Source organism: Psychrobacter sp. Cmf 22.2, from assembly GCF_001921745.1.
Lineage (GTDB): Bacteria > Pseudomonadota > Gammaproteobacteria > Pseudomonadales > Moraxellaceae > Psychrobacter.
Genome location: NZ_MRYA01000001.1, coordinates 1 through 24386, shown reverse-complemented (window position 1 = coordinate 24386; position 24386 = coordinate 1). Strand labels below are relative to the sequence as shown.

Here is a 24386-nt window from a genome sequence, read left to right as displayed (position 1 = left end):
TGACTTAGATACTTAACGACTTACGCTATAGTTATAAGTGTGGTCTACGATAAGACATTGTTAAGTAGCTGCGTATCAAAATCATCTGTCAACACAGCTTGCCCTATTGATTTTAACAAAATTAGACGAATTTGTCCGCCTTTCACCTTTTTGTCATGACCCATAAGCTCTAAAGCCGTATCAACAGTGATAGGTGGAGGGTCAATTGGTAAGTTAGCAAGCAACAATACGCGCTTGATCCGCGCCACATCAGCTTCACTTAGCCAGCCCATCATTTGTGATAGCTGAGCCGCTTGTACCATGCCCGCGGCAACGGCCTCACCATGGAGCCAACTACCGTAACCTTCGTGAGTCTCAATCACATGGCCAAAAGTATGACCAAAATTGAGCAAAGCTCGCATACCAGCTTCTCTTTCATCTTGCGCCACTACGGCTGCTTTGTACTCACAACAGCGCTTTACAGCCGCTCCAAGTACTGCCAGATCCAGCTGCATCATGGCAGGTAGATTTACCTCAAGCCATTCTAAAAACTTGATATCCATAATTAATGCATATTTGATGACTTCAGCGAGCCCTGCCGATAGCTCTCGCGCAGGCAAAGTTTTGAGGGTGCTCATATCAGCCAGCACCATTTGTGGCTGCCAAAAAGCGCCAATCATGTTTTTACCTTGCGCATGATTGATACCAGTTTTGCCGCCAACACTTGAGTCTACTTGCGACAATAACGTGGTCGGGATTTGGATAAAATCTACGCCGCGCATAAAACTTGCTGCTGCAAACCCAGTCATATCACCAATGACGCCGCCCCCAAGAGCTACTAAGGTTACATCACGATTAAAATGCTGTGCCATCAAGACATCATAAATTTGATTGATACTATCTTGGTTTTTATACTGCTCACCATCAGGAAGTGTGCAAACAGCTACGGTAAATGATTCTGCTAACTGTTCTTGTAACCGCTGCAAATATAAAGGCGCAACGGTATCATTAGTCACAATCAATACTTGCTGACCATTAATATAAGGCGCAATGCTTGTGGCTATATCGCACTGCTCGGCAATAGCTATCGGATAATCATGGCTTTGAGTGTGAACTATCAATTCTGCGTTAAATAATGGCGCTGCCATAAAAGTTCCTGTATTTAATATGCCCATTTGCGGCTCATTACCAGATGGTATAAAGCACTCCTAATCTATAGGCCGCTTTGGCAATGAATCCGTCTGTACTCTGGTCTCTGCTTGGCTGCCAGCTGTTACTTGCTCTTTTGGTGTTGTTGACTCTAAATCTGTACCTACAGACACCAAAAAACTCTTCAACTGCTGTAACAGCTGATTGACCATATGCCGAGGATAAGTATGACCAGTCGGCAATACAATATGTGCCACTTGTCTATATAGTGGATCGCGAATGCTATACAAATCTTGTAGTATTTTTCTAGGATTGGGTTGCTGCAATAATGGACGCGACTTATCTTTAGCAGTGCGTGCCATTTGTACATCTACAGGTGCATTTAGATAAACCACAATACCGCGCTGATGCAAAAACTTTCGATTGTCAGCGCCCATAACCGCGCCGCCACCTGTTGCAAGAACGATATGCTGACGCTGAGTCAACTCATCGATTGCTCGTGTCTCACGTGCCCGAAACCCTACTTCGCCTTCTTTTGCGAATATCCAAGCAATATCAGCACCTGTTTGTGACTCGATATACCAGTCACTGTCCACAAACTCTCGTCCTAGCTGCTTAGCTAGCAACCGGCCAATAGTGGTTTTCCCCGCTCCCATCGGCCCAACTAAGAATACCGATGGCAATTCCTCCAACATAGCACTCACTCAGATAAATTAACCATCATACAACGTCATCGTTATTCTGGCTAGTAATGAGCTGGGTTTATTATCAGTAAAATTAGATTTTATTAAATTATAGACCATAAAAAAGCAAGCTCTTAGGCTCGCTTTTTTATGGCTTGTGACCTGTAAACAAAACAACCCTAATCCAAACGGCTAATACCATCATTGATAAGCTTTGGGGTGACAAAAATAAGCAGCTCTTCTTTTGCGTTGCTACGGACGTCTTTACGGAATGCGCGACCAATATAAGGCAAGTCTCCTAAGAATGGAACTTTATCCACGCCATTAGAGACACGGTTTTTGAAGACGCCTCCAAGTACGATGGTTTGTCCATCTTCTACAATCACATTGGTAGAGATAGAGTCTTCTGCAATAGCAACCTGATTATTGATGATCGTTGGCGTGCCATTAGTAATCATTAACTGCAAGCCGATCTTGCCATCAGGTGTAATATTTGGCGTAGCTTCTAAGCTTAGCGCTGCTTCTTTAAAGCTGGTAGATGTTGCCCCGCTAGCTGACGCTTCTTGATAAGGAATTTGTGTACCAGATGAAACCTTGGCCGTTTGTTTATCAGCAGTTAAGATTTTAGGAGTAGAAATAACCTCACCGCGGTTGTCTGCTTGCAGTGCGGACAACTCTAAATCTAGCATAATATCTGACATAGCCAGTAGACCAAAAGCAATGCTCCCTGCAGGATTCGCCACCCCCAAATCGACGTTTAGATTGTCAGGACGACTGATATCATAGGAAGGATAAGAGACGGTCTGACCATTGACTGTCGTCGTCTCCACATCGAAGTCTTTAAGGTCCCATAGAGTTTGATTGCTACCACCGACCAGTAAGTTACGGTTATTGGCTGCACCATTAGATAAAATTCCCCACCGTACACCGATCTCTTTACTAAAGCTATCAGAGGCACTAACAATGCGCGCTTCAATCATAACTTGACGTACTGGAATATCAATTTTACTAATAAGTCTGTGAATATTTTCAATACTATCAGCCACATCTTTGACGATTAGTGTATTGGTACGCTCATCAATCGTTACCGTACCGCGATTGGACAACAAGCTGTTGCTATCTTCTACGCGACTACTGGTTGAGCTACCGCCAGATGGACCACTTCCTTGAGAGATAAGGTTGAACACATCTTGTGCTTTGGCGTAGCTTAAACGTATATACTCAGTGCGTAATGGTGCATAGGATTCGACAGCTTGTTGAGCTTCAAGCTCTTGGGCCTCTTGCGCTGCCAGTTCAATAGACGGCGCGATTAATATAACATTACCGTTCTCTCGCTTATCTAAATTTTTACTTTTTAGAATAATATCAAGGGCTTGGTCCCAAGGCACGTTGATGAGACGAAGTGTGATACTACCACTAACTGAGTCACTAGCAACAATGTTCATATCAGTAAATTGCGCTAGAATATCTAGTACGCTACGAATCTCAACATCTTGAAATTCCATAGATAGTGCTTCGCCACTATAGACCTTTTCTTCAAGCGTCGGTTCACGCAATAACTCAGGTGTGCTAATGCTGATATTTAGCTGATTACCAGACTGATATGCTTGATACTCATAATCACCAGTCATGTTAATCGTAATAACACCACTTTGACCTTGGTTTTTAGTATCAACACTATCTACAAGACCACTATTGATGTTTAAACGACGCAATAAATTCCGAGGTACTGTGCTGCCAGTCATACGTACCACCAACTTGTTACCTTGGCGCTGTACATCTACTGGAATGGCCTCGTTGGCAAGGACAATACTAACGTTACCGCCACCATTACTGCCCGCAGTAAAATTCAATGCACTCAGACCATCATAACTATATTGTTTGCTAACTTGCGATGAAGCCAGCCTCGGATCTAATAATGGGTTAACACGAACAACCATAGTATCAGTAGGCGCTTGCACCTTGATGACTTCTGAGCCGGTAACTACAGGGGTGACTCCAACGCTACTGGTTTCGACAATAGGTGTCACAATCGCTGTCGTAGTAAGCGCATTGTCGTTAATCAGAGTAGTATTTGGTTTTGTTAAAGCTCTAGAGGCTGTAGTAACAGGTACAGTAGCTATAGTTGGGCTATTGGGCACTACACGATTTGGATCAGTAATAGTAAGGAGTAAGTCATTGCCATCAACAGCAGTCGTATAGTCGCCGCTCTGCTTTAATCCCACAATCAAACGTGTGGTACTATCATTGCTCAACGTTGTGACATCATTGACCATACCGATATTGTAATTGCTAAATCTGCTGGCTAGACCATTTTGCACTTGTTCAAAATCCAAAACTAAACGACTAGGATCATTCAGCTGATAAGCTGCAGGCAGTACTGGCGCACCATTGAATCCTAGACGCAGCTGAGTTACCGCAGGTGCAGTCTGTACTACAGAGACGTTGTTGATACGCTCTACTGCATAAGCTGTACTACTAATGGCAATCATACTGATTGCCAACGCAGGTATTGCAAAGGCAGAAGACATACGGTTACTCATCGCCATTACCCTATTATTGCGTACTGTCATTACTTATTCCTCAAAAAATCTGCCAACTTAATTTATAGGTGAGACCAACGACTGAGGTCTTTCAATGAACCCGGCGCGGCTATCTGGCACAATTTCAATCAAATTAATCTGGGTCGGCGTGATTTCAACAATACGGCCGTCGTTTAGTCCAAGATAATCGCCTACTTTAACGTTAGCAACCGAACCATCTGGACGTTGGACCAATGCATACTGTTGACCTTCAGGAGATATCAATACGCCACGAAAGGTAAGCTGCGCAATATCATACTGTTCAAGTGGTTGTTTGATTCGCGTAATATCAGGGCGCACACCATCTGACGGTATGTTTGGTCCTTGTACATTAATGAGACTTGGTGGCAAGAACGGGCTACGCACTAAGCTTGCACTATATACAAAATCCTCTACTAGCTCTGCTTTTGGCGGTGGCTCGATTGGCTGCGAAGGTGAGTTACGAATCTCACTCATCGCCTGTCCCGCCATACCAATGCGATCAGTACAGCCAGTCAACCATATAGCTGCCATACTTAATGTAAACAGGGCTGAGAATTTTCTAATATCCATACTATTTGCCCCCTGCAGTATCGTCAGTGGCTGGCGTTGTTACCTCATCTACCACTTCTTTTGAGCGATAAGTCTTGGTTTGTAGCACTAGATTTAGCTCTGGTATGGCCTCTAGTGTCGGCTGCGGATTACTGACTTCAAAATCATGCATGGTGATAATGCGTGGTAACGCTGCAAGACCACTAATAAAGCTACCAAACTGATGGTATTCACCCAAAGCTGCAATGCGAATAGGCTGCTCAATAAAAAACTCGTTTTCTATTTCAGGCTCTACAGAAATATCTTGAAAGCGAATATTGCTACCGACACCCGTCATATTGATACCTTCTACCAGCTCCGACACACGGGTATCTTTGGGTAACTGGTCAAGTAAGGTATTGAACTCTGTCTCCATTTGGATTACTTGAGCTTTATAAGCTTCTAAATGACGTGCACGTGACTCTTTTTGACGATAGCTATCAAGTAGCGTTTGTTGCTCACTTTCAGCCGCAGTGATCGCATCGATTTTGCTACTGATAGGCAACGCCCAAGCTAGGGCTGCAATAAAAGCAACGATAAATATAAGTACCGTTACCTTAACGGGTATTGGCCAACTGCCATAGTTTTCTGTATCTAAAGACTCAAAGCTACGACGAAAATCATTGAAATTAAATTGCTTCTTACTGCTTACTGCAGTTTTTTTAGACTTAATTAGCGTTTTTTTACGGATAAGCTTCACAACTCACCTCCAGACTCTGCGCCCTCATCAATGTTGGAGCTTTCTGACTGAACTTGCGTTGTGACAACAAACTGCACATAGCTGTCTTCAGGGTATATAGGACGAGGTCTTTCGCCAGAGTTGACAGTTTCATTTAATGCTATTTCTGGCTGATAAGCAGTAATATTTTGCTGGATATTACGTACAGCAGAGTTATCCATCCACTCACTGCCATCTAGATTACGAATCAAGCTTGATACCACATTCGGATTGTCTGCCAGCCCTGTTAAGGTGAGAAGCTCTCCTTCGCGTTTTAAGTTATTTAAGTACAGAGCAGAAGGTATGGCCTTGGCAATATCATCCCATAGACGAACTGGTACCGGACGTCGCCCTTGTAAGTCCTGAATCACTTGCATCCGTGAAATAATATCTTCTCGGCGCTGCTCCAAGCTGTCGATTTCGGTTAATACCGTATCCAAACGTACATTCTCTTGTTCAATAAGAGTGTTGGCATCGCGCTGCTCTTCAAGCTCATTATTAAAATAACTCCAAGCTGCAAATGCAGACAGTAATGCCAGCAAAGTCACTGCGACTACTAAGGTAATAAACTCTTTATTACTACGTTCGCGTTCTTCTTGCCGCCATGGCAATAGGTTGATACGAGCCATTAGTCAAAGCTCCTTAACGCAAGGCCACAGGCAGCTAGTAAGCTTGGGGCATCAGCCTCTAATTGCTCATTGTCTATATAGGGATCTATGGTCATATTGATAAAAGGATTGGCGACAGTCACTGGCACATCAAGCTTTTGCTGTACCATGCTCCATAAACCTGGAATAGAGCTACTACCGCCTGCAAGCACTACATGATCAATACTATTGTATTGGCTAGAAGAAAAATAAAACTGTAAAGAGCGCGTGATTTGCTGGATAGTACTTTCGATAAAAGGCGTTAGAATTTCTGGATAATAATCATCAGGTAGAGCACGCTCACGTTTGTTAACTGTGGCTTCTTCAAACGACAAACCGTAGCGATCTTGAATGGCTTCTGTTAGTTGTGACCCGCCAAACAATTGCTCACGGCTATAGACAAACTCACCATTTTTTGCGATGTATAAGGTAGTCTGATTATGTCCGATATCGACCAATGCGACCAATTCTGGCATATTGGGTAAGTTATCTGCCATCAATCCAAACGCCCGCTCTATCGCGTGCGACTCAATATCCATAATCTTGGTTTTTAGACCGCCGAAGGTTAGCGCATCAACACGTTGATCAACGTTTTCTGATCGCGACGCAGCAAGTAGAACTTGTACCAAGTTGTCGTCAACCAATGAAGGACCTAGTACTTCAAAGTCTAGATTGACTTCTTCTAGTGGGTAAGGAATATATTGATCAGCGTCCAGACGTATTTGAGCTTCACGTTCGATATCGCTCAGCCCCCTATCCATATCAATAATCTTGGTAATAACTGCCGAGCCTGTAACAGCGGTAGCCCCACTGCTACCTGTTATCTGACAACGTTTTACCAAGCGAGCAATAGCATCACCAACCGCCTCAGTATCTACAATAAGCTTATCAACGACTGTGCCGGGTAACAGCCCCTCAATTCCATATGACTTAAGGTGAAATATTCCTTGCTGACGCCGTATATCAACTAGCTTTACGGAGGTGGCACAGATATCTATTCCGACTAAATGTCGTTTTTTAGAAGTAAGTAGCCTCACAGACGCTTTACCTTATATATAGTTACGTTCTGATAGTTATCAGTAATAATTTAATACAATACTTTACTTAACAGACATATTCAAGTATTTAAAGATTCAGTTTGGATAAATTACACTTTTAGGATGACCTGTCTGTTTTGTTCACTGTATAATGGGATATTTGTTGCAAATTTTATTTGATAAGCCTAATTATGACCAAAAGAAACGCTACTGCTCGCCTCGTTCACTTTTTGGTGGGGATTGTTATTGCCTGTCTAGCACTTGCAGTTATCCTTGCATTAACTGTGCCAATTGGCTTCTACGGTATGGCTATGTATTTGTCGCCAACCTTACCCAGCACACAAGAAATAAAAACAGCCAGCCTTGAGATGCCCCTGCAGATATATAGCAGCGACGACAAGCTTATTGGCCAATACGGCAATCGCTTATCATTGCCAGTTACCTTTGAAGAAATTCCTAAAGATTTGACCAATGCATTCTTAGCTGCAGAAGACTCTTCGTTCTTTCAACATAGTGGTATTAGTATTAAGGGTCTTGGTCGCGCTGTTACCGAAGCGGTCACTGATGATGAAGGTCAGACAGGTGGATCTACTATTACCATGCAGGTCGCCAAAAATTATTTTTTGAGTCCTGAGCGTACTTTAAACAGAAAATTAACCGAACTGTTTTTAGCGCGTAAAATGGAAGATGAGCTGAGTAAAAACGATATTTTGACACTGTATGTCAACAAGATTTATCTTGGAGAAGGAGCTTACGGTATTCGTGCAGCAGCCAAAAAATACTATAGCAAGTCGCTAGAAAATCTGACCACTGCTGAAATGGCTATGCTAGCAGGCCTACCTAAAGCACCCTCAAAGTATAACCCGGTTGCCAACCCTGACCGTGCACTTACCCGCCGTAACTGGATCATTGGGCGCATGCATGAGCTTGGTTATATCAGTGATGCTGAGCATAGTGAAGCAATAAACGCCCCTATTGGTCTAAAACTTTATCAAGAAAAGCTTGATGTCAATATGCCTTACTTGGCAGAGATGACTCGGTATGCTTTAGTTAATCGTTATGGTGAACAAGTTATTAATGGAGGCTGGCGCGTTCGTCTTACTGTTGATAGTAAATCACAGCAAGCGGCTGAAGCAGCTGTATCAAAAGGTCTAATAGCCTACGATCATCGCCATGGCTGGCGCGGCGCAGAAGCGAATGATGAACCTTTAGAGGACTTTCGACGTTATGGCGGAATGTACCCAGCTAAAGTCACCAAAGTTAACTCACGTAGCTTTGAAGCATTAATGCCATCTGGTGAAAACGTTACGGTCAACTGGTCGGGCATGAGCTGGGCACGTAAATATTTTTCAGCGGATCGTTTTGGTTATTACCCAAGTAACGCTCAACAAATTGTAAATAAAGATGATATTATTCGCCTCATGCCAACCAATAGCGGTGGTTGGAAACTGGCACAAATACCAGAAGTACAAGGCAGTTTGGTTTCATTAAATCCTGATACAGGAGCTGTTGAAGCTTTAGTTGGCGGTTTTGATTTTAATCACAGTAAGTTTAATCGTGCCCTGCAGGGCTGGCGTCAACCAGGTTCAACGATTAAGCCATTGGTCTATACAGCTGCTCTAGAAAAAGGCTATCGCTCAGATAGTATTGTCTCAGATCGTCCTATCCAAGTAGGTGAATGGAAACCAAAAAACTCTGACCAACGTTTTTTAGGTGACATTACTTTACGCCGAGGTCTATATCTATCACGCAACTTAGTCTCTATTCGTTTGCTACAAGCTATTGGCATCTCGGATGCGCGTAATTTGCTAGATCAGTTTGGACTGGACAAAGAAAAGCTACCAACCACCCTATCACTAGCGCTTGGTACTGGACAGGCGACACCGTTACAAATGGCCACTGCGTATGCCACTTTCGCCAATGGCGGCCATCGTATTCAACCTTATTTTATTGAACAAATCTACAATTATGACAATAAGTTATTGTTTCAAGCAAATCCGCAACAAGCTTGCGCACTGTGCTTTAATGCACAAGTTGAAAGCCTTAATGCCAAACTGATTGAAGAGTATAACCAGTCAACTGAAGATGAAAATACAGAGATTGAATCTAGCGATGAATCAATAACTGGTGAGGATTTGGAAGAAGAAACCAAACAAGCAGACGATGCTAATAACTTAAGTGTCTATGACGCCAGTCCTCAAGCAGATCGTCTAAAGGCACCTGCAGTACAATACTTACATGCAAGCCAAGCTCCACGCATCTTAAAGCCAAGGGTTGCTTTTGAGATGGCTGATATTTTGCGCGATGTCGTACAACGCGGTACAGCGGTACGTGCAAAAGCTCTAGGTCGTAGCGATATCGGTGGTAAAACTGGTACTACTAATGAAGCCAAAGATGCCTGGTTTGCAGGTTTTCATCCAACCAGTGCGACTGTGGTTTGGATAGGCTTTGATCAACCATCCACACTTGGGCGCCGTGAATATGGAGGCGTAGCAGCGTTACCAGTATGGATGGACTTTATGAGAGAGCAATTAAAAGACCAGCCGTATCAATGGGTTTCGGTTAATAACCGTGCAAAATCAAAAAAGCAGCAACAGCGTATTTTAGAGATGACTGATAGTGGCATCGTCGATCCTGATGAGGAAAACGATTACGTTAGTAATGTTGCCAAACCAGTGACACCTAAGCCGCAGCAGCGTAAAGCTCCCGAACCTAATGAGGAAAACAACGAGGATAATGACAGCGTTCCCCAAAACCCACTGTCAGTAACGCCAGCAGAGCGCATGCCCCCTATGCCAGAATAAATTGGTTGTACTTCTCGCTAATAACGACAGCACTAAAGAGCTTGTCCAATATCTGTTGAACAAGCTCTTTAGAATTAAAAATCTAAATGTTAAACCCTTTTAGAAAGCCCGCCAATAGTTCAACTTGCAAAGGCTTATCATCTTAGTTTTGATAATATACGCTAAAACTCTACCATACCTGCACGCAGTTGCTCGATCAGTTCTAAAAACTGTTGCCGCCATTCACGTATAGTTGCCTCATCGGGTAGCCACTGATTCGATAATGTGACTACATTCACTATGAGATCACTTGGCTGTCGCTGCGAGTCATTGGCGTCTTTGATAGTAACTTGATCAGGTAATACTGCATACAAGCAACGTTGATAAGCGCGCTCTACATTTGCCAAAAACCCTTGCTGCTGCAATTGCTTTAGACGCTGTACCTCTGGTGATATTTGAGTGCGCTCTTTGAGTGCTTGTTCAATACTTTCTAGAGTTGGTGCTGTCATATCCAAACTATAAAATTGTGCAAGCTCTTGCATAAATGCTAAAAACGTACCGTATAAGTGAAAAATAGCAGTCTCACAATGGGCTTGATACAACTGTTTGTCACTGCTATCGCCCGCTGCCTGACAAGCTAGACGACAAAAATACAGCTTTTGATTGGTTCGATCAGCTTGGTATTTGGCAACGCGCCCTTTACCTGCCATAAGATTATCCTCATAAATAATAAAATAGAAGCGCCTCACAAAGTCGCTTTTAGCAGTGTACTATTTTATTGGTTAATACCACCATTAGTTTTTATTTTTTGCCCATAAAAAAGCCAGCAACATGGCTGGCTTTTTTACGTTGATTATAAAGATATATCAAGCATTTATAATTAAGATTGGCTATCTTGATTAAGCTCTTGTGCAAAGGCCTCGTCAAAACTAGCAAAGTCTTTACTATCACTAACAGGCATATCAAATGCGGCATTGATATCATTGTCCTGCAGCGCTTGTTCTGCTTTCTCTTTGCGTGTTTTATGATACGCAAGACCCGTACCTGCAGGAATCAAACGACCAACAACCACGTTTTCTTTTAGACCACGTAACTCATCTACTTTACCAGTGACGGCAGCAGCAGTTAGTACACGAGTGGTCTCCTGGAACGACGCCGCTGAGATGAAGCTTTCAGTCGCAAGACTTGCTTTAGTAATACCAAGCAGTTGGCGCTCATACTGTACTGGGAATTTACCTTCAGCTTCTAGCTTCGCGTTCAACGCTATAAGATCCGCGTATTCAGCTTGATCACCTTTGAAATGGCTTGAATCCCCGCCATCAGTAATCTCAACTTTACGTAGCATTTGGCGAATAATAACTTCGATATGCTTATCGTTAATCTTCACACCTTGCAAGCGGTAAACATCTTGTACTTCGTTAACGATATAGTTAGCAAGTGCCGTTTGGCCTTTTAAACGTAAGATATCGTGTGGGTTTTGTGGACCGTCAGCGATGATCTCACCACGTGCTACTGTCTCATTTTCAAAGACGTTGATTTGACGCCATTTAGGGATAAGCTCTTCATGTACCTCACCGTCTTCATTGGTAATAATAAAGCGGTTTTTACCTTTGGTCTCTTTACCAAAGCTGACGACACCTGTCATCTCTGCCATGATGGCATGATCTTTCGGACGGCGAGCTTCAAACAAGTCAGCCACACGAGGTAGACCACCGGTAATATCTTTGGTACCTGAAGTCGCTTGTGGTACGCGACCTAAGATCGAACCCGCTGCAACTTTTTCGCCATCGCTGACACGGATGATGGTTTCAGCAGGTAAGAAGTAAACCACTTCTTTACCTTCATCAGTGTTCAAAATGATGGCAGGACGTAAATCTTTTGCCGTACTTGAACGATCACGAGTAGCTAGAATTTCAAACGAGCTCATACCTGTAGCATCATCGACTTTTACTGTCGCTGTACTACCATCAATGATATCACTAAAGCGTGCTGTACCCGCGAATTCTGTGATAATTGGATGCGTATGTGGGTCCCACTTAGCGATCGTCTGACCACCTTCAACTTGCTCTTCGTTTTTAACCAATACGCTTGAACCGTAAGGCACTTTATAACGCTCACGCTCACGACCTAAATCATCAGTAATAGCGATTTCAGCTGAACGAGATACGATAACTAAGTGACCGTCAGTATGTTCAACCGTCTTCATGTTTTCGAAATGCGCTTGACCAGCATTACGTACAGAGATGCTGTTATCTACTGATGCTGAGCTCGCTGCACCGCCCACGTGGAAAGTACGCATAGTTAACTGAGTACCAGGCTCACCGATAGACTGCGCCGCCATGACACCCACTGACTCACCGATATTAACTTTATGACCGCGAGCAAGATCACGACCATAACACTGCGAGCAAACACCATGAGCGACATCACAAGTAATTACTGAGCGTACCCAAATATCGTCAATTGCGTTTTCATCAAGAATATTGACCCACTGCTCATCGATCAAAGTACCAGCTGGAACCAATACTTTCGTTTCATCATTGTTATACGTAACATCACGTGCTGTCACACGACCTAATACAAGATCGCCAAGTTTTTCGATGATCTCACCACCTTGAATATGCGGGGTCATGAGCAGACCTTGCTCAGTACCACAGTCATCAGTAGTAATAACCAAATCTTGCGCAACATCGACCAAACGACGAGTCAAATAACCTGAGTTAGCTGTTTTTAGTGCAGTATCCGCTAGACCCTTACGCGCACCGTGAGTCGAGATAAAGTACTGAAGTACAGTCAAGCCTTCGCGGAAGTTGGCTTTAATTGGCGTCTCGATGATTGAACCATCTGGTTTTGCCATCAAACCACGCATACCAGCAAGCTGACGAATCTGTGCTGCACTACCACGAGCACCTGAATCTGACATGATGTAGATTGAGTTGAAAGATTTTTGCTCTTCTTCCTCACCCTGAGCATTCATGACTTTATCAGTGGCTAAGTTATCCATCATCGCTTTGGCGACTTTGTCGTTAGTACGTGACCAAATATCAACCACTTTGTTATAACGCTCACCAGCAGTCACAAAGCCTTGCTCAAACTGATCTTCAATCTCGCGTACTTCTGCCTCAGCTGTTTCAATGATCTGCTTTTTACTTGGTGGAATGACCATATCATCCAAACCAATCGATACGCCAGATAGGGTTGCTTGCGCAAAACCTAAATACATCAATTGGTCAGCGAACATGACGCTGTCTTTTACACCCATCTTACGATAGCAAGAGTTAATCAGACGCGAGATGTTTTTCTTCGTCATTTCCTGATTGCACTCTTCAAATGTCATACCTTGTGGCATGATATTCCAAATCAGCAAACGACCAGCAACTGTGTCCTTTAAGCTTGTCTCTTTAGTATGATTGCCTTCGTCATCAACATGCGTTTCAGTCACACGCACTTTGATTTTTGCGTTCACGTGTAAGTCGTTTGAACCAATCGCACGTAAGGCTTCATTGACAGTGGCAAAAACCATGCCTTCGCCTTTGGCGTTCACTGACGAGCGACTAATGTAATATAAACCAAGTACAACGTCTTGCGACGGTACAATAATTGGATCACCGTTTGCAGGTGATAAGATGTTGTTGGTCGACATCATTAGCGCGCGTGATTCAAGTTGTGCTTCTAGCGTTAATGGCACGTGTACGGCCATTTGGTCACCATCAAAGTCAGCGTTAAACGCGGTACAGACTAGCGGGTGCAGCTGAATAGCTTTACCTTCAATAAGTACCGGCTCGAACGCTTGTAGACCCAAACGGTGAAGCGTTGGCGCACGGTTCAATAGTACTGGATGCTCACGGATTACCATGGCCAGCATATCCCAAACTTGTGGCTCTTCACGCTCGACCATCTTTTTGGCCGCTTTAATCGTGGTAGCCATACCGTGTGACAATAATTTTGAGTAAGTAAATGGCTTGAATAGCTCAAGCGCCATTTTCTTAGGCAAACCACACTGATGCAGACGTAACGTTGGACCTACTACGATAACCGAACGACCAGAGTAATCGACACGCTTACCTAGTAAGTTTTGACGGAAACGACCTTGCTTACCTTTGATCATATCAGCCAAAGATTTTAATGGGCGCTTATTACTACCGGTAATCGCACGACCACGGCGACCGTTATCAAGCAAGGCATCGACTGACTCTTGCAACATACGCTTTTCGTTACGTACGATAATATCAGGTGCACTTAACTCTAACAGGCGCTTTAGACGGTTATTACGGTTGATAACGCGGCGATACAAATCATTTAGATCTGAAGTCGCAAAACGTCCACCTTCTAGTGGTACTAGCGGGCGCAAATCTGGTGGTAGTACTGGTAAGATATTCATTACCATCCACTCAGGCTTGTTATTAGAATCACGGAATGCTTCTAATAATTTAAGACGCTTAGACATTTTTTTAAGTTTAGTCTCAGAGCCTGTCTGTGGAATAGCTTCACGCAGCTCATCAATCTCTAGATCTAGATCAATGTCTTTTAATAAGTCTTGTACTGCTTCCGCACCCATCTTGGCGACAAACTCATCACCAAACTCTTCCAAGGCTTTATAGTAGTCTTCATCATCAAGCAGCTGATATTTCTCTAAGCTAGTTAGACCAGGCTCGGTTACGATGTAGCTTTCAAAATACAATACGCGCTCGATGTCACGTAGCGTCATGTCTAATAATAGACCAATACGGCTTGGTAATGATTTTAAGAACCAAATATGCGCGACCGGACTCGCCAGATCAATATGACCCATGCGATCACGACGGACTTTAGCGGTAGTGACTTCAACACCACATTTCTCACAAATTACGCCTTGAAACTTACGGCGTTTGTATTTACCACATAGGCACTCAAAATCTTTTACTGGACCAAAAATTTTGGCACAGAATAGACCATCACGCTCAGGCTTGAACGTACGATAGTTAATCGTTTCAGGCTTTTTAACTTCACCATGCGACCATGATTTAATAACATCAGGCGACGCTAAGGTAATTTGAATGCTATCAAACTCACGATTACCGCTAGCGGTAGGGCTTTGCATAATATCGAGTAAATCTTTCAAGTTGCTTCTCCGTTATCTTTATAATCATCTGACCGCGTTATACAACGTAAGGCGGATAAGATGAATGAAGGCAATGAATGGGGTTGAGATAAATGACTAAAAGCAGCAGCAATGTGGCGTGCTGCCTTTAGTGTGACACCTAAGGTTAAAATCGATAAAACTTTTAAACTTAGTGGGTCTCTTTTAACTCAATATTAAGACCTAGTGATTTGATTTCTTTGGTTAGTACGTTAAACGATTCAGGCATACCTGGATCCATATACTGTTCACCATCAACGATATTTTTATACATGCGTGTACGGCCTTCAACATCATCTGACTTCACTGTTAGCATCTCTTGCAGCGTATAAGTCGCGCCATATGCTTCTAGTGCCCATACTTCCATCTCACCGAAGCGCTGACCACCAAACTGAGCTTTACCACCTAATGGCTGCTGAGTCACTAGTGAGTAAGAACCCGTTGAACGTGCATGCATCTTATCGTCAACCAAGTGGTTAAGTTTGAGCATATACATATAACCGACTGTCACTTTACGATCAAACTTCTGACCTGTACGACCATCATATAGCGTTTGCTGACCATCTCTTGACAAACCAGCAAGCTCAAGTAAGTCTTTGACTTGATGCTCATGAGCACCGTCAAAGACTGCTGTACCCATCGGTACACCTTCACGCAAATTACCCGCTAGTGTCATGATATCTTCATCAGATAAGCTATCAAGATCAACACCTTCACCACCAACCTTATTATAGATTTGGTCTAAGAAATCACGTAAATCAGCCATGGCTGCTTGCGCTTTAAGCATACCATCAATTTTATCACCTAAGCCTTTCGCTGCCATACCCAAGTGTGTTTCTAGTACCTGACCGATGTTCATACGCGATGGTACACCAAGCGGGTTCAATACGATGTCAACGGTATTGCCATGTTCATCATACGGCATATCTTCCACTGGCATGATGCGTGATACCACACCTTTGTTACCGTGACGGCCAGCCATTTTATCACCAGGCTGAATACGGCGTTTAACTGCTAAATATACTTTAACAATTTTCTGTACGCCATGTTGTAGATCATCACCTGCGGTTAGTTTGCGTTTTTTCTCTGCAAACTTCACATCGATGTCTTTTTGCTTATCAACTAAGTAATCAGCGATTTGCGTTAGACGCTCAGAGATTTCTTCTTCAACTGGCTGAATATCAAGCAAAGTCTCAAGGCTCATATCTTTCATATCAGCCAATGCCATAACCGTACCAGCTTTTAGACCAGCACCGCCGCTGACTTTTTGGCCATCTAATAGATTACCAATACGACCACGAGCGGCTTCTTCAAAAATACGCAGCTCTTCTTTCAAATCTTTACGGTAGCTGTCAAGCTGCGATTTTTCAATCGCTCTTGCGCGTGCATCTTTTTCAACGCCATCGCGGGTAAAGACTTGGACATCGATGACAGTCCCTTTACTTGATGTTGGGACACGCAGTGACGTATCTTTTACATCAGCCGCTTTCTCACCAAAGATAGCCCGTAGTAGCTTCTCTTCTGGTGTCAGCTGCGTCTCACCTTTTGGTGTGACTTTACCAACTAGGATATCGCCTGCGTCAACTTCAGCACCGATATAGACAATACCTGCTTCATCTAAACTTGATAAAGCGGCCTCACCTACGTTTGGAATATCAGCAGTAATCTCTTCTGTTCCAAGCTTGGTATCACGTGCCACACAAGTCAATTCTTGAATATGAATCGTAGTAAAACGATCTTCTTTAACGACTTTTTCAGATAGTAAGATTGAATCCTCAAAGTTATAACCATTCCACGGCATAAAGGCGATACGGATGTTCTGGCCTAGAGCCAACTCACCAAGATCCGTTGACGGACCATCAGCCAAGATATCACCCAAAGCAATTTCATCGCCTTGATTGACAATGATGCGTTGGTTAATACAGGTGTTCTGGTTAGAGCGCGTGTATTTGATCAAGTTATAGATATCGATACCCGCTTCACCAGCAGTCATCTCGTCCTCATTGACACGTACTACGATACGAGAAGCATCCACGTCTTCGATTACACCGCCACGCTTGGCGATCACACAAACACCAGAATCACGTGCAACGTGACGCTCCATACCAGTACCTACTAACGGCTTATCAGCACGTAGCGTAGGAACTGCCTGACGCTGCATGTTTGAGCCCATCAAGGCACGGTTAGCATCATCATGCTCTAGGAACGGAATCAAACCAGCAGCGACCGATACGACCTGACTTGGCGACACATCCATATGCGTCACTTTTTCTGGCGGCATACGCACGAATTCACCATAGCTACGCACACTGACCATCTCATCAGACAACGCACCATCTTCAGTCACTGGTGAGTCAGCCTGTGCAATCACAGTACCTACTTCTTCAATCGCTGATAAATACTCAATAACGTCTGTTACTTTACCATCCACCACACGGCGATAAGGCGTCTCTAAGAAGCCAAAGCTGTTGGTTTTAGCAAAGGTCGCTAATGAGTTGATAAGACCAATGTTTGGACCTTCAGGTGTCTCAATCGGACAAACACGACCATAATGCGTATCATGTACGTCACGTACTTCAAAACCTGCACGTTCACGCGTCAGACCACCTGGTCCTAATGCTGATACACGGCGTTTATGCGTCACTTCAGACAATGGATTGTTTTGATCCATAAACTGTGATAACTGGCTTGAACCAAAGAACTCTTTGACCGCAGCAGCAACTGGTTTTGAGTTGATCAAATCTTGTGGTGATAAGTTATCAGACTCAGCTGAACTTAAACGCTCTTTAACTGCACGCTCAACACGAACCAAACCAACACGGAACTGGTTTTCTGCCATTTCACCCACTGAACGGATACGGCGGTTACCTAAATGATCGATATCATCAACTTCACCGCGACCGTTACGGATCTCAATCAGCTCTTTTAATACATTAACAATATCATCATTGGTCAAAACACTACGAGCGCGTTGAGTATCAGCATCATCAGTATCTTCAAACTCTAACCCCAGACGACGGTTGAACTTCATACGACCAACGTTTGACAAGTCATAACGATCCGCATTGAAGAACATGCTTTCAAACAGTTTTTCAGCAGTTTCAACTGTTGGTGGCTCACCTGGACGCATCACTTTATAGATTTCGATAAGCGCTTCTTCACGAGTCGAGGTACTATCAGCACGTAGCGTATCCGCGATATAACTACCTTGATCAATATCATTGGTAAACAAGATACTGATTTCTTTAACATCAGTAGCGCTCAATTTAACCAATAATTCATGATCAATTGGTGTATTAGCATGAGCAACCACTTCATCATCAATGACAATATCTTCAGCTAAGATACGCTCATATAAGTATTCATCAGGTACAGCAATTTTGGTCATACCTGCTTCTTCAAGTTGACGAATACGGCGAGCGTTAATACGTTTACCCTGCTCTACTAACACATCACCTTCAGGCGATACGATATCGAACTGTGCCATTTCACCGCGCAGGCGATCAGCGACCAGATCAATCTCAAATTGCTCTTCACCTTTGTAAACTTTAACTTTATCAAAGAATATATCTAAGATTTCAGCAGTACTTAAACCTAATGCACGTAGAATAATAGAAGCGAGTAGCTTACGACGACGATCAATACGTGCAAAAACTAAATCTTTTGCATCAAACTCAAAGTCAAGCCACGAACCACGATAAGGAATAATACGGGCGTTATAGAGTACTTTACCGCTTGAATGTGATTTACCTTTATCATGATCAAAGAACACACCAGGTGAGCGATGTAACTGAGACACAATAACTCGTTCAGTACCGTTAATAATAAAAGTACCATTATCTGTCATTAAAGGCATCTCGCCCATATAGACGCTTTGCTCACGAATATCTTTGATAGCCGCTTTGCTATCTTTATCTTTGCTGTCTTTATCCTTGATGATTAGACGGATCTTGACACGCATTGGGGCTGCAAAGGTTGAACCACGTAAAATACATTCACGCTCATCAAACTCAGGCGTACCTAAGTAATACTCAACGAATTGTAACTCTGCATTACCAGAGTGACTTTCGATAGGGAAAATAGAGGAATACGCAGCTTGCAAACCAGTATTCTCACGAGCTTTTGGCTTTTTATGCTCTTGCAAAAATTGCTCGTAAGAATCTACTTGGATAGACAGTAAGTATGGAATGTCCATCACAGTGGGCAATTCAGCAAAACTTTTGCGAATACGCTTTTTTTCAGTATAAGAATATGCCATCGAGAGTCCTTACAGTAGACGTGAAAACAAATGAAAAGCGAGGCCAACTTGCATAAATACTATGCAGACTTAGCGACGTAAACGATAATAAAATAAAACTCTTACTCAAACTGCTCTCTATAGATTGATATTTCTAACAGAGCAGTTGCTTAACCTAATTAAGACACAACCATTATGACGAAAAATAATGTAATAGATTCAATACATTAACACGAGTATATGGGCGCTTTTACTTAAGATTTCAATAGCCAATCTTATAGATATGCCAGCATTTATCTTTAAGCTATATTAAACATATATGACATGAAACGTATCGTCGTTAATACTTACCGTCTACAAGCCACCTACCGGTAGTAAACCATGCTAGACTATTTAGAATTAAAATTAGGATTAATATAAATACTAGTGATAAAAGGAAAGTATACAAGCACAAAAAAATGCCAAACGTCTAACGACATTTAGCTTACGTTAACTAACTTCAAAAACTGGCGTGTTTGCGTACATGTATATCGTGTGTCCTTTTGATAGGTATCCACCGCATTAATGCGTACGTATATTGGCAGACACAAAAGGTCAAGCTACGAATTATAATAAAAAAAAGCTGATGATGCAAGGCATCACCAGCTTTTTTTCGTAACGCGTTGAACTTATTTTAGTTCAACAGTAGCGCCAGCTTCTTCAAGTTTCTTTTTCAACTCTTCAGCTTCATCTTTAGATGCGCCTTCTTTAATTGGAGCTGGAGCACTCTCAACTAAATCTTTCGCTTCTTTTAGACCAAGGCCAGTCGCTTCACGAACGGCTTTAATTACGCCAACTTTCTTCTCACCAAAGCTAGCAAGAACAACGTCAAATTCGTCTTTTTCTTCAGCAGCAGCGCCACCTTCAGCAGCAGCAGCAGGTGCAGCAGCAGCTACAGCAGCAGTTACGCCGAATTTCTCTTCCATGTCGCTGATTAACTCAACGATATCCATTACTGACATTTCAGCGATTGCGTTTAACACATCTTCTTTAGATAGTGCCATGAGAACTCTCCGTTATCTGATAAAATTTAATTGATTTCAATATCGATCTGACTGCTTGCCAAATTTCAAAATAGGTATGGCAATAAAGTACAATCAGCGATGTCAAAGTTACGTTAAAACAAGCAATTAAGCAGCTTCTTTTGCGTCTTTGATTGCCGCTACAGTGCGAACGAACTTGCCAGGAACAGCGTTCATAGTCTGGACAAGCTTGGTCACTGGTGCATTCATAGTAGCCATCAAGATAGAGATTGCTTCGTCGCGAGTTGGCAGCTTCGATACGCGCTCTAGCTCTTCTGGACCATAAACTTCACCACCGACTGATACCAATTTGGTCTCTAAAGCTTTGTTCTCTTTACTAAAGTCGAAAACGACTCTAGCTGCAGATCCCAAGTCTTCCATAGAGAAAGCCAAAAGTAGTGGACCAGTCATACGGTCTGACATGCTCTCAAACTTAGTGCCTTCAAAAGCGCGTTTTGCTAGGGTATTTTTTACCACTTTTAAAACGACGCCTTTTTCACGAGCTTGCTGGCGCAGCTGAGTAAGCTTTGCAACACCAATACCGTGATATTCGGCAGCTACTGCTGAGTAAGCATTAGCAGCAACTTCAGACACTTCAGCCACAACTTGTTGTTTTTGTTCTAGCGTTAATGCCATAAGTTGACTCCTTTAATCTTATCAATCTCGTTGATGCTAAGATTGACTTGATACGACACGTTATTCATAAATCCTAAAAATAGAGTTTACTCATAACGACTGATTACGGCACCGTTATCAGAATGACATCAAGTAATAGGTTGCCCTATCGGCTCTTATCAACAACTGGGTGGGTCACCGTCTGCGTAGGACAATTAAGATTTTCATCTGTCATCGATTAACAAAAGCAGCTTATCGGTTACAATAATGATTTAAAAAATCAGCAATGAGTACTTTTAAACTGCTCTCTACCTACGGTCTTAGACAGCGTAGCGACTGCTACGCTGACCTAATTCTTTAAAATGATTGGTACTAATTACTCAAATTTATGAAATAGTACTTACTTAGCAACGCGATAAGGAACAGGATCAATTGTAAGACCTGGGCCCATAGTACTAGACAAGGTAATTTTCTTAATGAAAGTACCTTTAGATGTAGCAGGTTTAGCGCGTTTTAGGTCAGATAATAAAGCTTGAGCATTTTGCATAATTTGCTCAGCAGTAAAACCAACCTGACCAATAGTCGTATGAATAATACCTGCTTTATCAACACGGTACTGTGCTTGACCCGCCTTAGCGTTTGTCACTGCTTCAGCAACGTTTGGCGTTACCGTACCGACTTTTGGGTTAGGCATTAGACCGCGTGGACCTAGGATGGTACCTAATTGACCAACAACGCGCATAGCATCAGGAGCCGCGATAACGACGTCAAAATCCATGTTACCGGCTTTGATCTGTTCTGCTAGGTCTTCAAAACCAACGATGTCAGCACCAGCTTCTTTAGCGGCTTCAGCAGCAGCGCCTTGAGCAAATACAGCAACGCGTTTGGTTTTACCAGTACCAGCAGGTAGGTTAGTTGCACCACGTACTACTTGATCAGATTTACGTGGATCAACACCTAAGTTTACTGCGATATCGATAGATTCTTTAAACTTTAACGCTGGCAAATCATTTAAGATTTGTACCGCTTCTTCGATAGTATATTGTTTTTCATTATCGATACGGCTTTGAATTTCTTTTTGACGTTTGGTTAACTTAGACATTATACACCCTCCACGGTAATACCCATTGAACGAGCGGTACCAGCAATGGTACGAACCGCAGCATCAAGATCAGCAGCAGTCAAATCTGCATCTTTAGTCTTAACAATCTCTTCGAGCTGCGCACGATCAACTTTACCGACTTTAGCAGTATTAGGGGTACCTGAGCCTTTAGCGATACCAGCAGCTTTACGTAGTAAAAACGCAGCTGGTGGCGACTTCATAATGAAGGTAAAAGACTTGTCGTTATATACTGTAATTTCAGTTGGAATCGGCAGACCTGGCTCTTGGTTTGAGGTTGCCGCGTTGAACTCTTTACAGAACGCCATAATGTTCACACCCTTTTGACCCAATGCTGGACCAATTGGTGGTGAAGGGTTTGCTTTACCTGCAGGCACTTGCAGTTTGATGTAACCATCAATCTTCTTAGCCATGATTTTCTCCTAAATGGGTAATAGCGCTCAATCAATACCAAATATTAACAAAATAACGAGATAATGATTAAAGCTTCCCGGTTTATTTATGTTTAGTCTAGTTTTTCAACTTTACTAAACTCAAGCTCAACCTGAGTCGGTCGATTAAATACGTTTACAGTTAGCTGTAGCTTAGACTTTTCGTAATCTACTTTTTCTACCAAGCCTTTAAAGTCAGTAAATGGTCCGTCGATGACCAATAATTCTTCACCTGGCTCAAATAAAGTTTTTGGACGTGGATTGGTTTCAGTTTGGTTCAAACGATTCAAAATACGATCAGCTTCTACTTGCGTAATCGGTGCAGGTGTCTCAGGCGTACCACCAACAAAGCCCATAATACGCGGGCACTCTTTGACAATATGCCAAGTATTGTCGTTCATTTCCATCTGAATCAGTACATATCCTGGGAAAAACTTACGCTCACTTTTGCGTTTTTTTCCATCTTTCATCTCGACGACTTCTTCGGTAGGAACCAATACGTCACCGAAGTTCTCTGCGAAATCACTACGATTAATACGCTCGATTAATGAGCGTTGTACTTGTTTTTCATATCCTGAAAACGCTTGGACAATATACCAACGCATATCACGCTCCTAATCGCTATGAGTAAAAGTTTGGGTTAAAAGAAACTAATACGCTCTTATTAACCGATAAAAATACCGACAAACCAATTGAAAAAGTTATCCAACAACCAAATAAAAAACCCAACAATCGCAATCACGACAATCACTTGCCATGTGTATTGAAAGGTTTCGTCTTTACCTGGCCATGTAACACGGCGCAATTCAACTACTGCATCTTTTAACAATATTTTGAATGCACGTCCCTGATGGGTTAATATCAAACACACTAACGCAAATACAACAAGCGCGGCAATAATTCCGATACGGACCCAAACGTCATTAGCGGGCTGCCAATAACCAGGTAAATATTGGTTGACTAAAGTCGCACCAATTAATGCTACTGCGGCAAGAAGCCACAAAATCAAATCTTTGATGGAACCTGTCTTAGCAACCTCAACAGCTGTTGTTTTATTACCTGCTGAGACATGTTTACCTTTAGTCAGCATTCCGCTAGCCGTCGCCTTGGCATCAGATAACTTAGTCTCGAGGTTATCTTGATTGTTGCTCATAAAGAACTCGCTTCGGAGATGGTGAGGTATAACAAAGATGTGATAATAAGATGGCAGGCGATGTAGGACTCGAACCTACAACCCTCGGTTTTGGAGACCGATGCTCTACCAATTGAGCCAATCGCCTATGGGTGTTAAGGCTGATAATTATACAAGATTTTTATTAGAATGCAAGTTCTAAGATGAAATTTTGTTATTTTAATTCAAGAAATAAGCGTTTATTGATAAAACAGCTTCATAACGCCATAAAATCAAATAACGAAATAGATTTATTAACTTACTGTCAATTAAATTGCTCTTTAATACCGATAGAAACCATTCAATAATTATCTTGCTATTATTAGGGTGTATCAATTATAACAATACAGAATTCAATAATAAAAAAAGCCACCCTAAATCAGGATGGCTTTTCAACGAATTCATAGCAAACAGCCGTCTTAGCTGAATGAATGACTCTTAGTCGTTTACGCTAGCAACAACACCAGCACCTACAGTACGGCCG

General features: G+C 42.6%; 16 protein-coding genes, 1 tRNA gene and 1 pseudogene. 1 reads left to right on the top strand and 17 read right to left on the bottom strand.

Annotated features, from left to right (window positions below):
- Positions 1-44: 44 nt before the first annotated feature.
- The 7 genes and pseudogenes from aroB to BTV98_RS00060 form a co-directional block, all read right to left on the bottom strand.
- Entirely contained in the window at positions 45-1127 is a 1083-nt protein-coding gene (gene aroB / locus BTV98_RS00090; RefSeq protein WP_058369528.1) for a 3-dehydroquinate synthase, read from the bottom strand.
- Between the two features lie 168 nt (positions 1128-1295).
- Positions 1296-1823: pseudogene (aroK, locus tag BTV98_RS00085) on the bottom strand (shikimate kinase AroK); the annotation flags it as partial.
- A gap of 167 nt (positions 1824-1990) precedes the next feature.
- Positions 1991-4384, bottom strand: a complete 2394-nt coding sequence (pilQ, locus tag BTV98_RS00080; protein ID WP_058369522.1) for a type IV pilus secretin PilQ — start codon at positions 4382-4384, stop codon at positions 1991-1993.
- Positions 4385-4411: 27 nt separating this feature from the next.
- A complete protein-coding gene (locus tag BTV98_RS00075; protein ID WP_058369523.1) occupies positions 4412-4945 on the bottom strand; it encodes a pilus assembly protein PilP in 534 nt (177 codons plus the stop codon).
- Position 4946: 1 nt separating this feature from the next.
- Complete coding sequence (locus BTV98_RS00070) at positions 4947-5663, bottom strand: type 4a pilus biogenesis protein PilO (RefSeq protein WP_058369524.1); 717 nt, start codon at positions 5661-5663, stop codon at positions 4947-4949.
- Complete coding sequence (locus BTV98_RS00065) at positions 5660-6310, bottom strand: PilN domain-containing protein (RefSeq protein WP_075102697.1); 651 nt, start codon at positions 6308-6310, stop codon at positions 5660-5662. The genes BTV98_RS00070 and BTV98_RS00065 overlap by 4 nt, the downstream gene beginning before the upstream one ends.
- Positions 6310-7365: a pilus assembly protein PilM gene (locus BTV98_RS00060; RefSeq protein ID WP_058369525.1), complete on the bottom strand. Its 1056-nt coding sequence runs from the start codon at positions 7363-7365 to the stop codon at positions 6310-6312. The genes BTV98_RS00065 and BTV98_RS00060 overlap by 1 nt, the downstream gene beginning before the upstream one ends.
- 191 nt (positions 7366-7556) lie before the next feature.
- Between BTV98_RS00060 and BTV98_RS00055 the strand changes: the two genes are divergently transcribed.
- Complete coding sequence (locus BTV98_RS00055) at positions 7557-10169, top strand: penicillin-binding protein 1A (protein ID WP_075102696.1); 2613 nt, start codon at positions 7557-7559, stop codon at positions 10167-10169.
- 161 nt (positions 10170-10330) lie between these two features.
- Here BTV98_RS00055 and BTV98_RS00050 read toward each other — a convergent pair whose 3' ends face one another.
- The 10 genes from BTV98_RS00050 to BTV98_RS00005 all read right to left on the bottom strand — a co-directional run bounded on the left by BTV98_RS00050 (position 10331) and on the right by BTV98_RS00005 (position 24011).
- The gene (locus BTV98_RS00050) at positions 10331-10858 is read right to left on the bottom strand and encodes a DUF6586 family protein (RefSeq protein WP_058369529.1); all 528 of its coding nucleotides are present in this window, start codon (positions 10856-10858) and stop codon (positions 10331-10333) included.
- Positions 10859-11028: 170 nt separating this feature from the next.
- On the bottom strand, positions 11029-15249 hold the full coding sequence (gene rpoC / locus BTV98_RS00045) for a DNA-directed RNA polymerase subunit beta' (RefSeq protein ID WP_058369530.1): 4221 nt from the start codon (positions 15247-15249) through the stop codon (positions 11029-11031).
- Between the two features lie 169 nt (positions 15250-15418).
- Entirely contained in the window at positions 15419-19525 is a 4107-nt protein-coding gene (gene rpoB, locus BTV98_RS00040; RefSeq protein WP_058369531.1) for a DNA-directed RNA polymerase subunit beta, read from the bottom strand.
- A 647-nt stretch (positions 19526-20172) separates the two neighbouring features.
- Complete coding sequence (gene rplL, locus BTV98_RS00035) at positions 20173-20547, bottom strand: 50S ribosomal protein L7/L12 (RefSeq protein ID WP_058369532.1); 375 nt, start codon at positions 20545-20547, stop codon at positions 20173-20175.
- Positions 20548-20673: 126 nt separating this feature from the next.
- On the bottom strand, positions 20674-21201 hold the full coding sequence (gene rplJ, locus BTV98_RS00030) for a 50S ribosomal protein L10 (RefSeq protein WP_058369533.1): 528 nt from the start codon (positions 21199-21201) through the stop codon (positions 20674-20676).
- 379 nt (positions 21202-21580) lie between these two features.
- On the bottom strand, positions 21581-22282 hold the full coding sequence (rplA, locus tag BTV98_RS00025) for a 50S ribosomal protein L1 (RefSeq protein WP_058369534.1): 702 nt from the start codon (positions 22280-22282) through the stop codon (positions 21581-21583).
- Positions 22282-22713 carry a 50S ribosomal protein L11 gene (gene rplK, locus BTV98_RS00020; RefSeq protein ID WP_058369535.1) on the bottom strand — a complete coding sequence of 144 codons (432 nt, stop codon included), beginning with the start codon at positions 22711-22713 and terminating at the stop codon, positions 22282-22284. The genes rplA and rplK overlap by 1 nt, the downstream gene beginning before the upstream one ends.
- Before the next feature lie 92 nt (positions 22714-22805).
- The gene (gene nusG / locus BTV98_RS00015; protein ID WP_075102695.1) at positions 22806-23336 is read right to left on the bottom strand and encodes a transcription termination/antitermination protein NusG; all 531 of its coding nucleotides are present in this window, start codon (positions 23334-23336) and stop codon (positions 22806-22808) included.
- Positions 23337-23395: 59 nt separating this feature from the next.
- Entirely contained in the window at positions 23396-23884 is a 489-nt protein-coding gene (secE, locus tag BTV98_RS00010; protein ID WP_058369536.1) for a preprotein translocase subunit SecE, read from the bottom strand.
- A gap of 51 nt (positions 23885-23935) precedes the next feature.
- A tRNA-Trp gene (locus tag BTV98_RS00005) sits at positions 23936-24011 on the bottom strand.
- Positions 24012-24386 lie beyond the last annotated feature (375 nt).

What these genes read in the sequence shown, in the direction of transcription:
- aroB (WP_058369528.1), bottom strand. Translation starts at nt 1,127, where the DNA reads ATGGCAGCGCCATTATTTAACGCAGAATTGATAGTTCACACTCAAAGC.
- pilQ (WP_058369522.1), bottom strand. Translation starts at nt 4,384, where the DNA reads ATGACAGTACGCAATAATAGGGTAATGGCGATGAGTAACCGTATGTCT.
- BTV98_RS00075 (WP_058369523.1), bottom strand. Translation starts at nt 4,945, where the DNA reads ATGGATATTAGAAAATTCTCAGCCCTGTTTACATTAAGTATGGCAGCT.
- BTV98_RS00065 (WP_075102697.1), bottom strand. Translation starts at nt 6,310, where the DNA reads ATGGCTCGTATCAACCTATTGCCATGGCGGCAAGAAGAACGCGAACGT.
- BTV98_RS00055 (WP_075102696.1), top strand. Translation starts at nt 7,557, where the DNA reads ATGACCAAAAGAAACGCTACTGCTCGCCTCGTTCACTTTTTGGTGGGG.
- BTV98_RS00050 (WP_058369529.1), bottom strand. Translation starts at nt 10,858, where the DNA reads ATGGCAGGTAAAGGGCGCGTTGCCAAATACCAAGCTGATCGAACCAAT.
- rpoB (WP_058369531.1), bottom strand. Translation starts at nt 19,525, where the DNA reads ATGGCATATTCTTATACTGAAAAAAAGCGTATTCGCAAAAGTTTTGCT.
- rplL (WP_058369532.1), bottom strand. Translation starts at nt 20,547, where the DNA reads ATGGCACTATCTAAAGAAGATGTGTTAAACGCAATCGCTGAAATGTCA.
- rplJ (WP_058369533.1), bottom strand. Translation starts at nt 21,201, where the DNA reads ATGGCATTAACGCTAGAACAAAAACAACAAGTTGTGGCTGAAGTGTCT.
- rplA (WP_058369534.1), bottom strand. Translation starts at nt 22,282, where the DNA reads ATGTCTAAGTTAACCAAACGTCAAAAAGAAATTCAAAGCCGTATCGAT.
- rplK (WP_058369535.1), bottom strand. Translation starts at nt 22,713, where the DNA reads ATGGCTAAGAAGATTGATGGTTACATCAAACTGCAAGTGCCTGCAGGT.
- nusG (WP_075102695.1), bottom strand. Translation starts at nt 23,336, where the DNA reads ATGCGTTGGTATATTGTCCAAGCGTTTTCAGGATATGAAAAACAAGTA.
- secE (WP_058369536.1), bottom strand. Translation starts at nt 23,884, where the DNA reads ATGAGCAACAATCAAGATAACCTCGAGACTAAGTTATCTGATGCCAAG.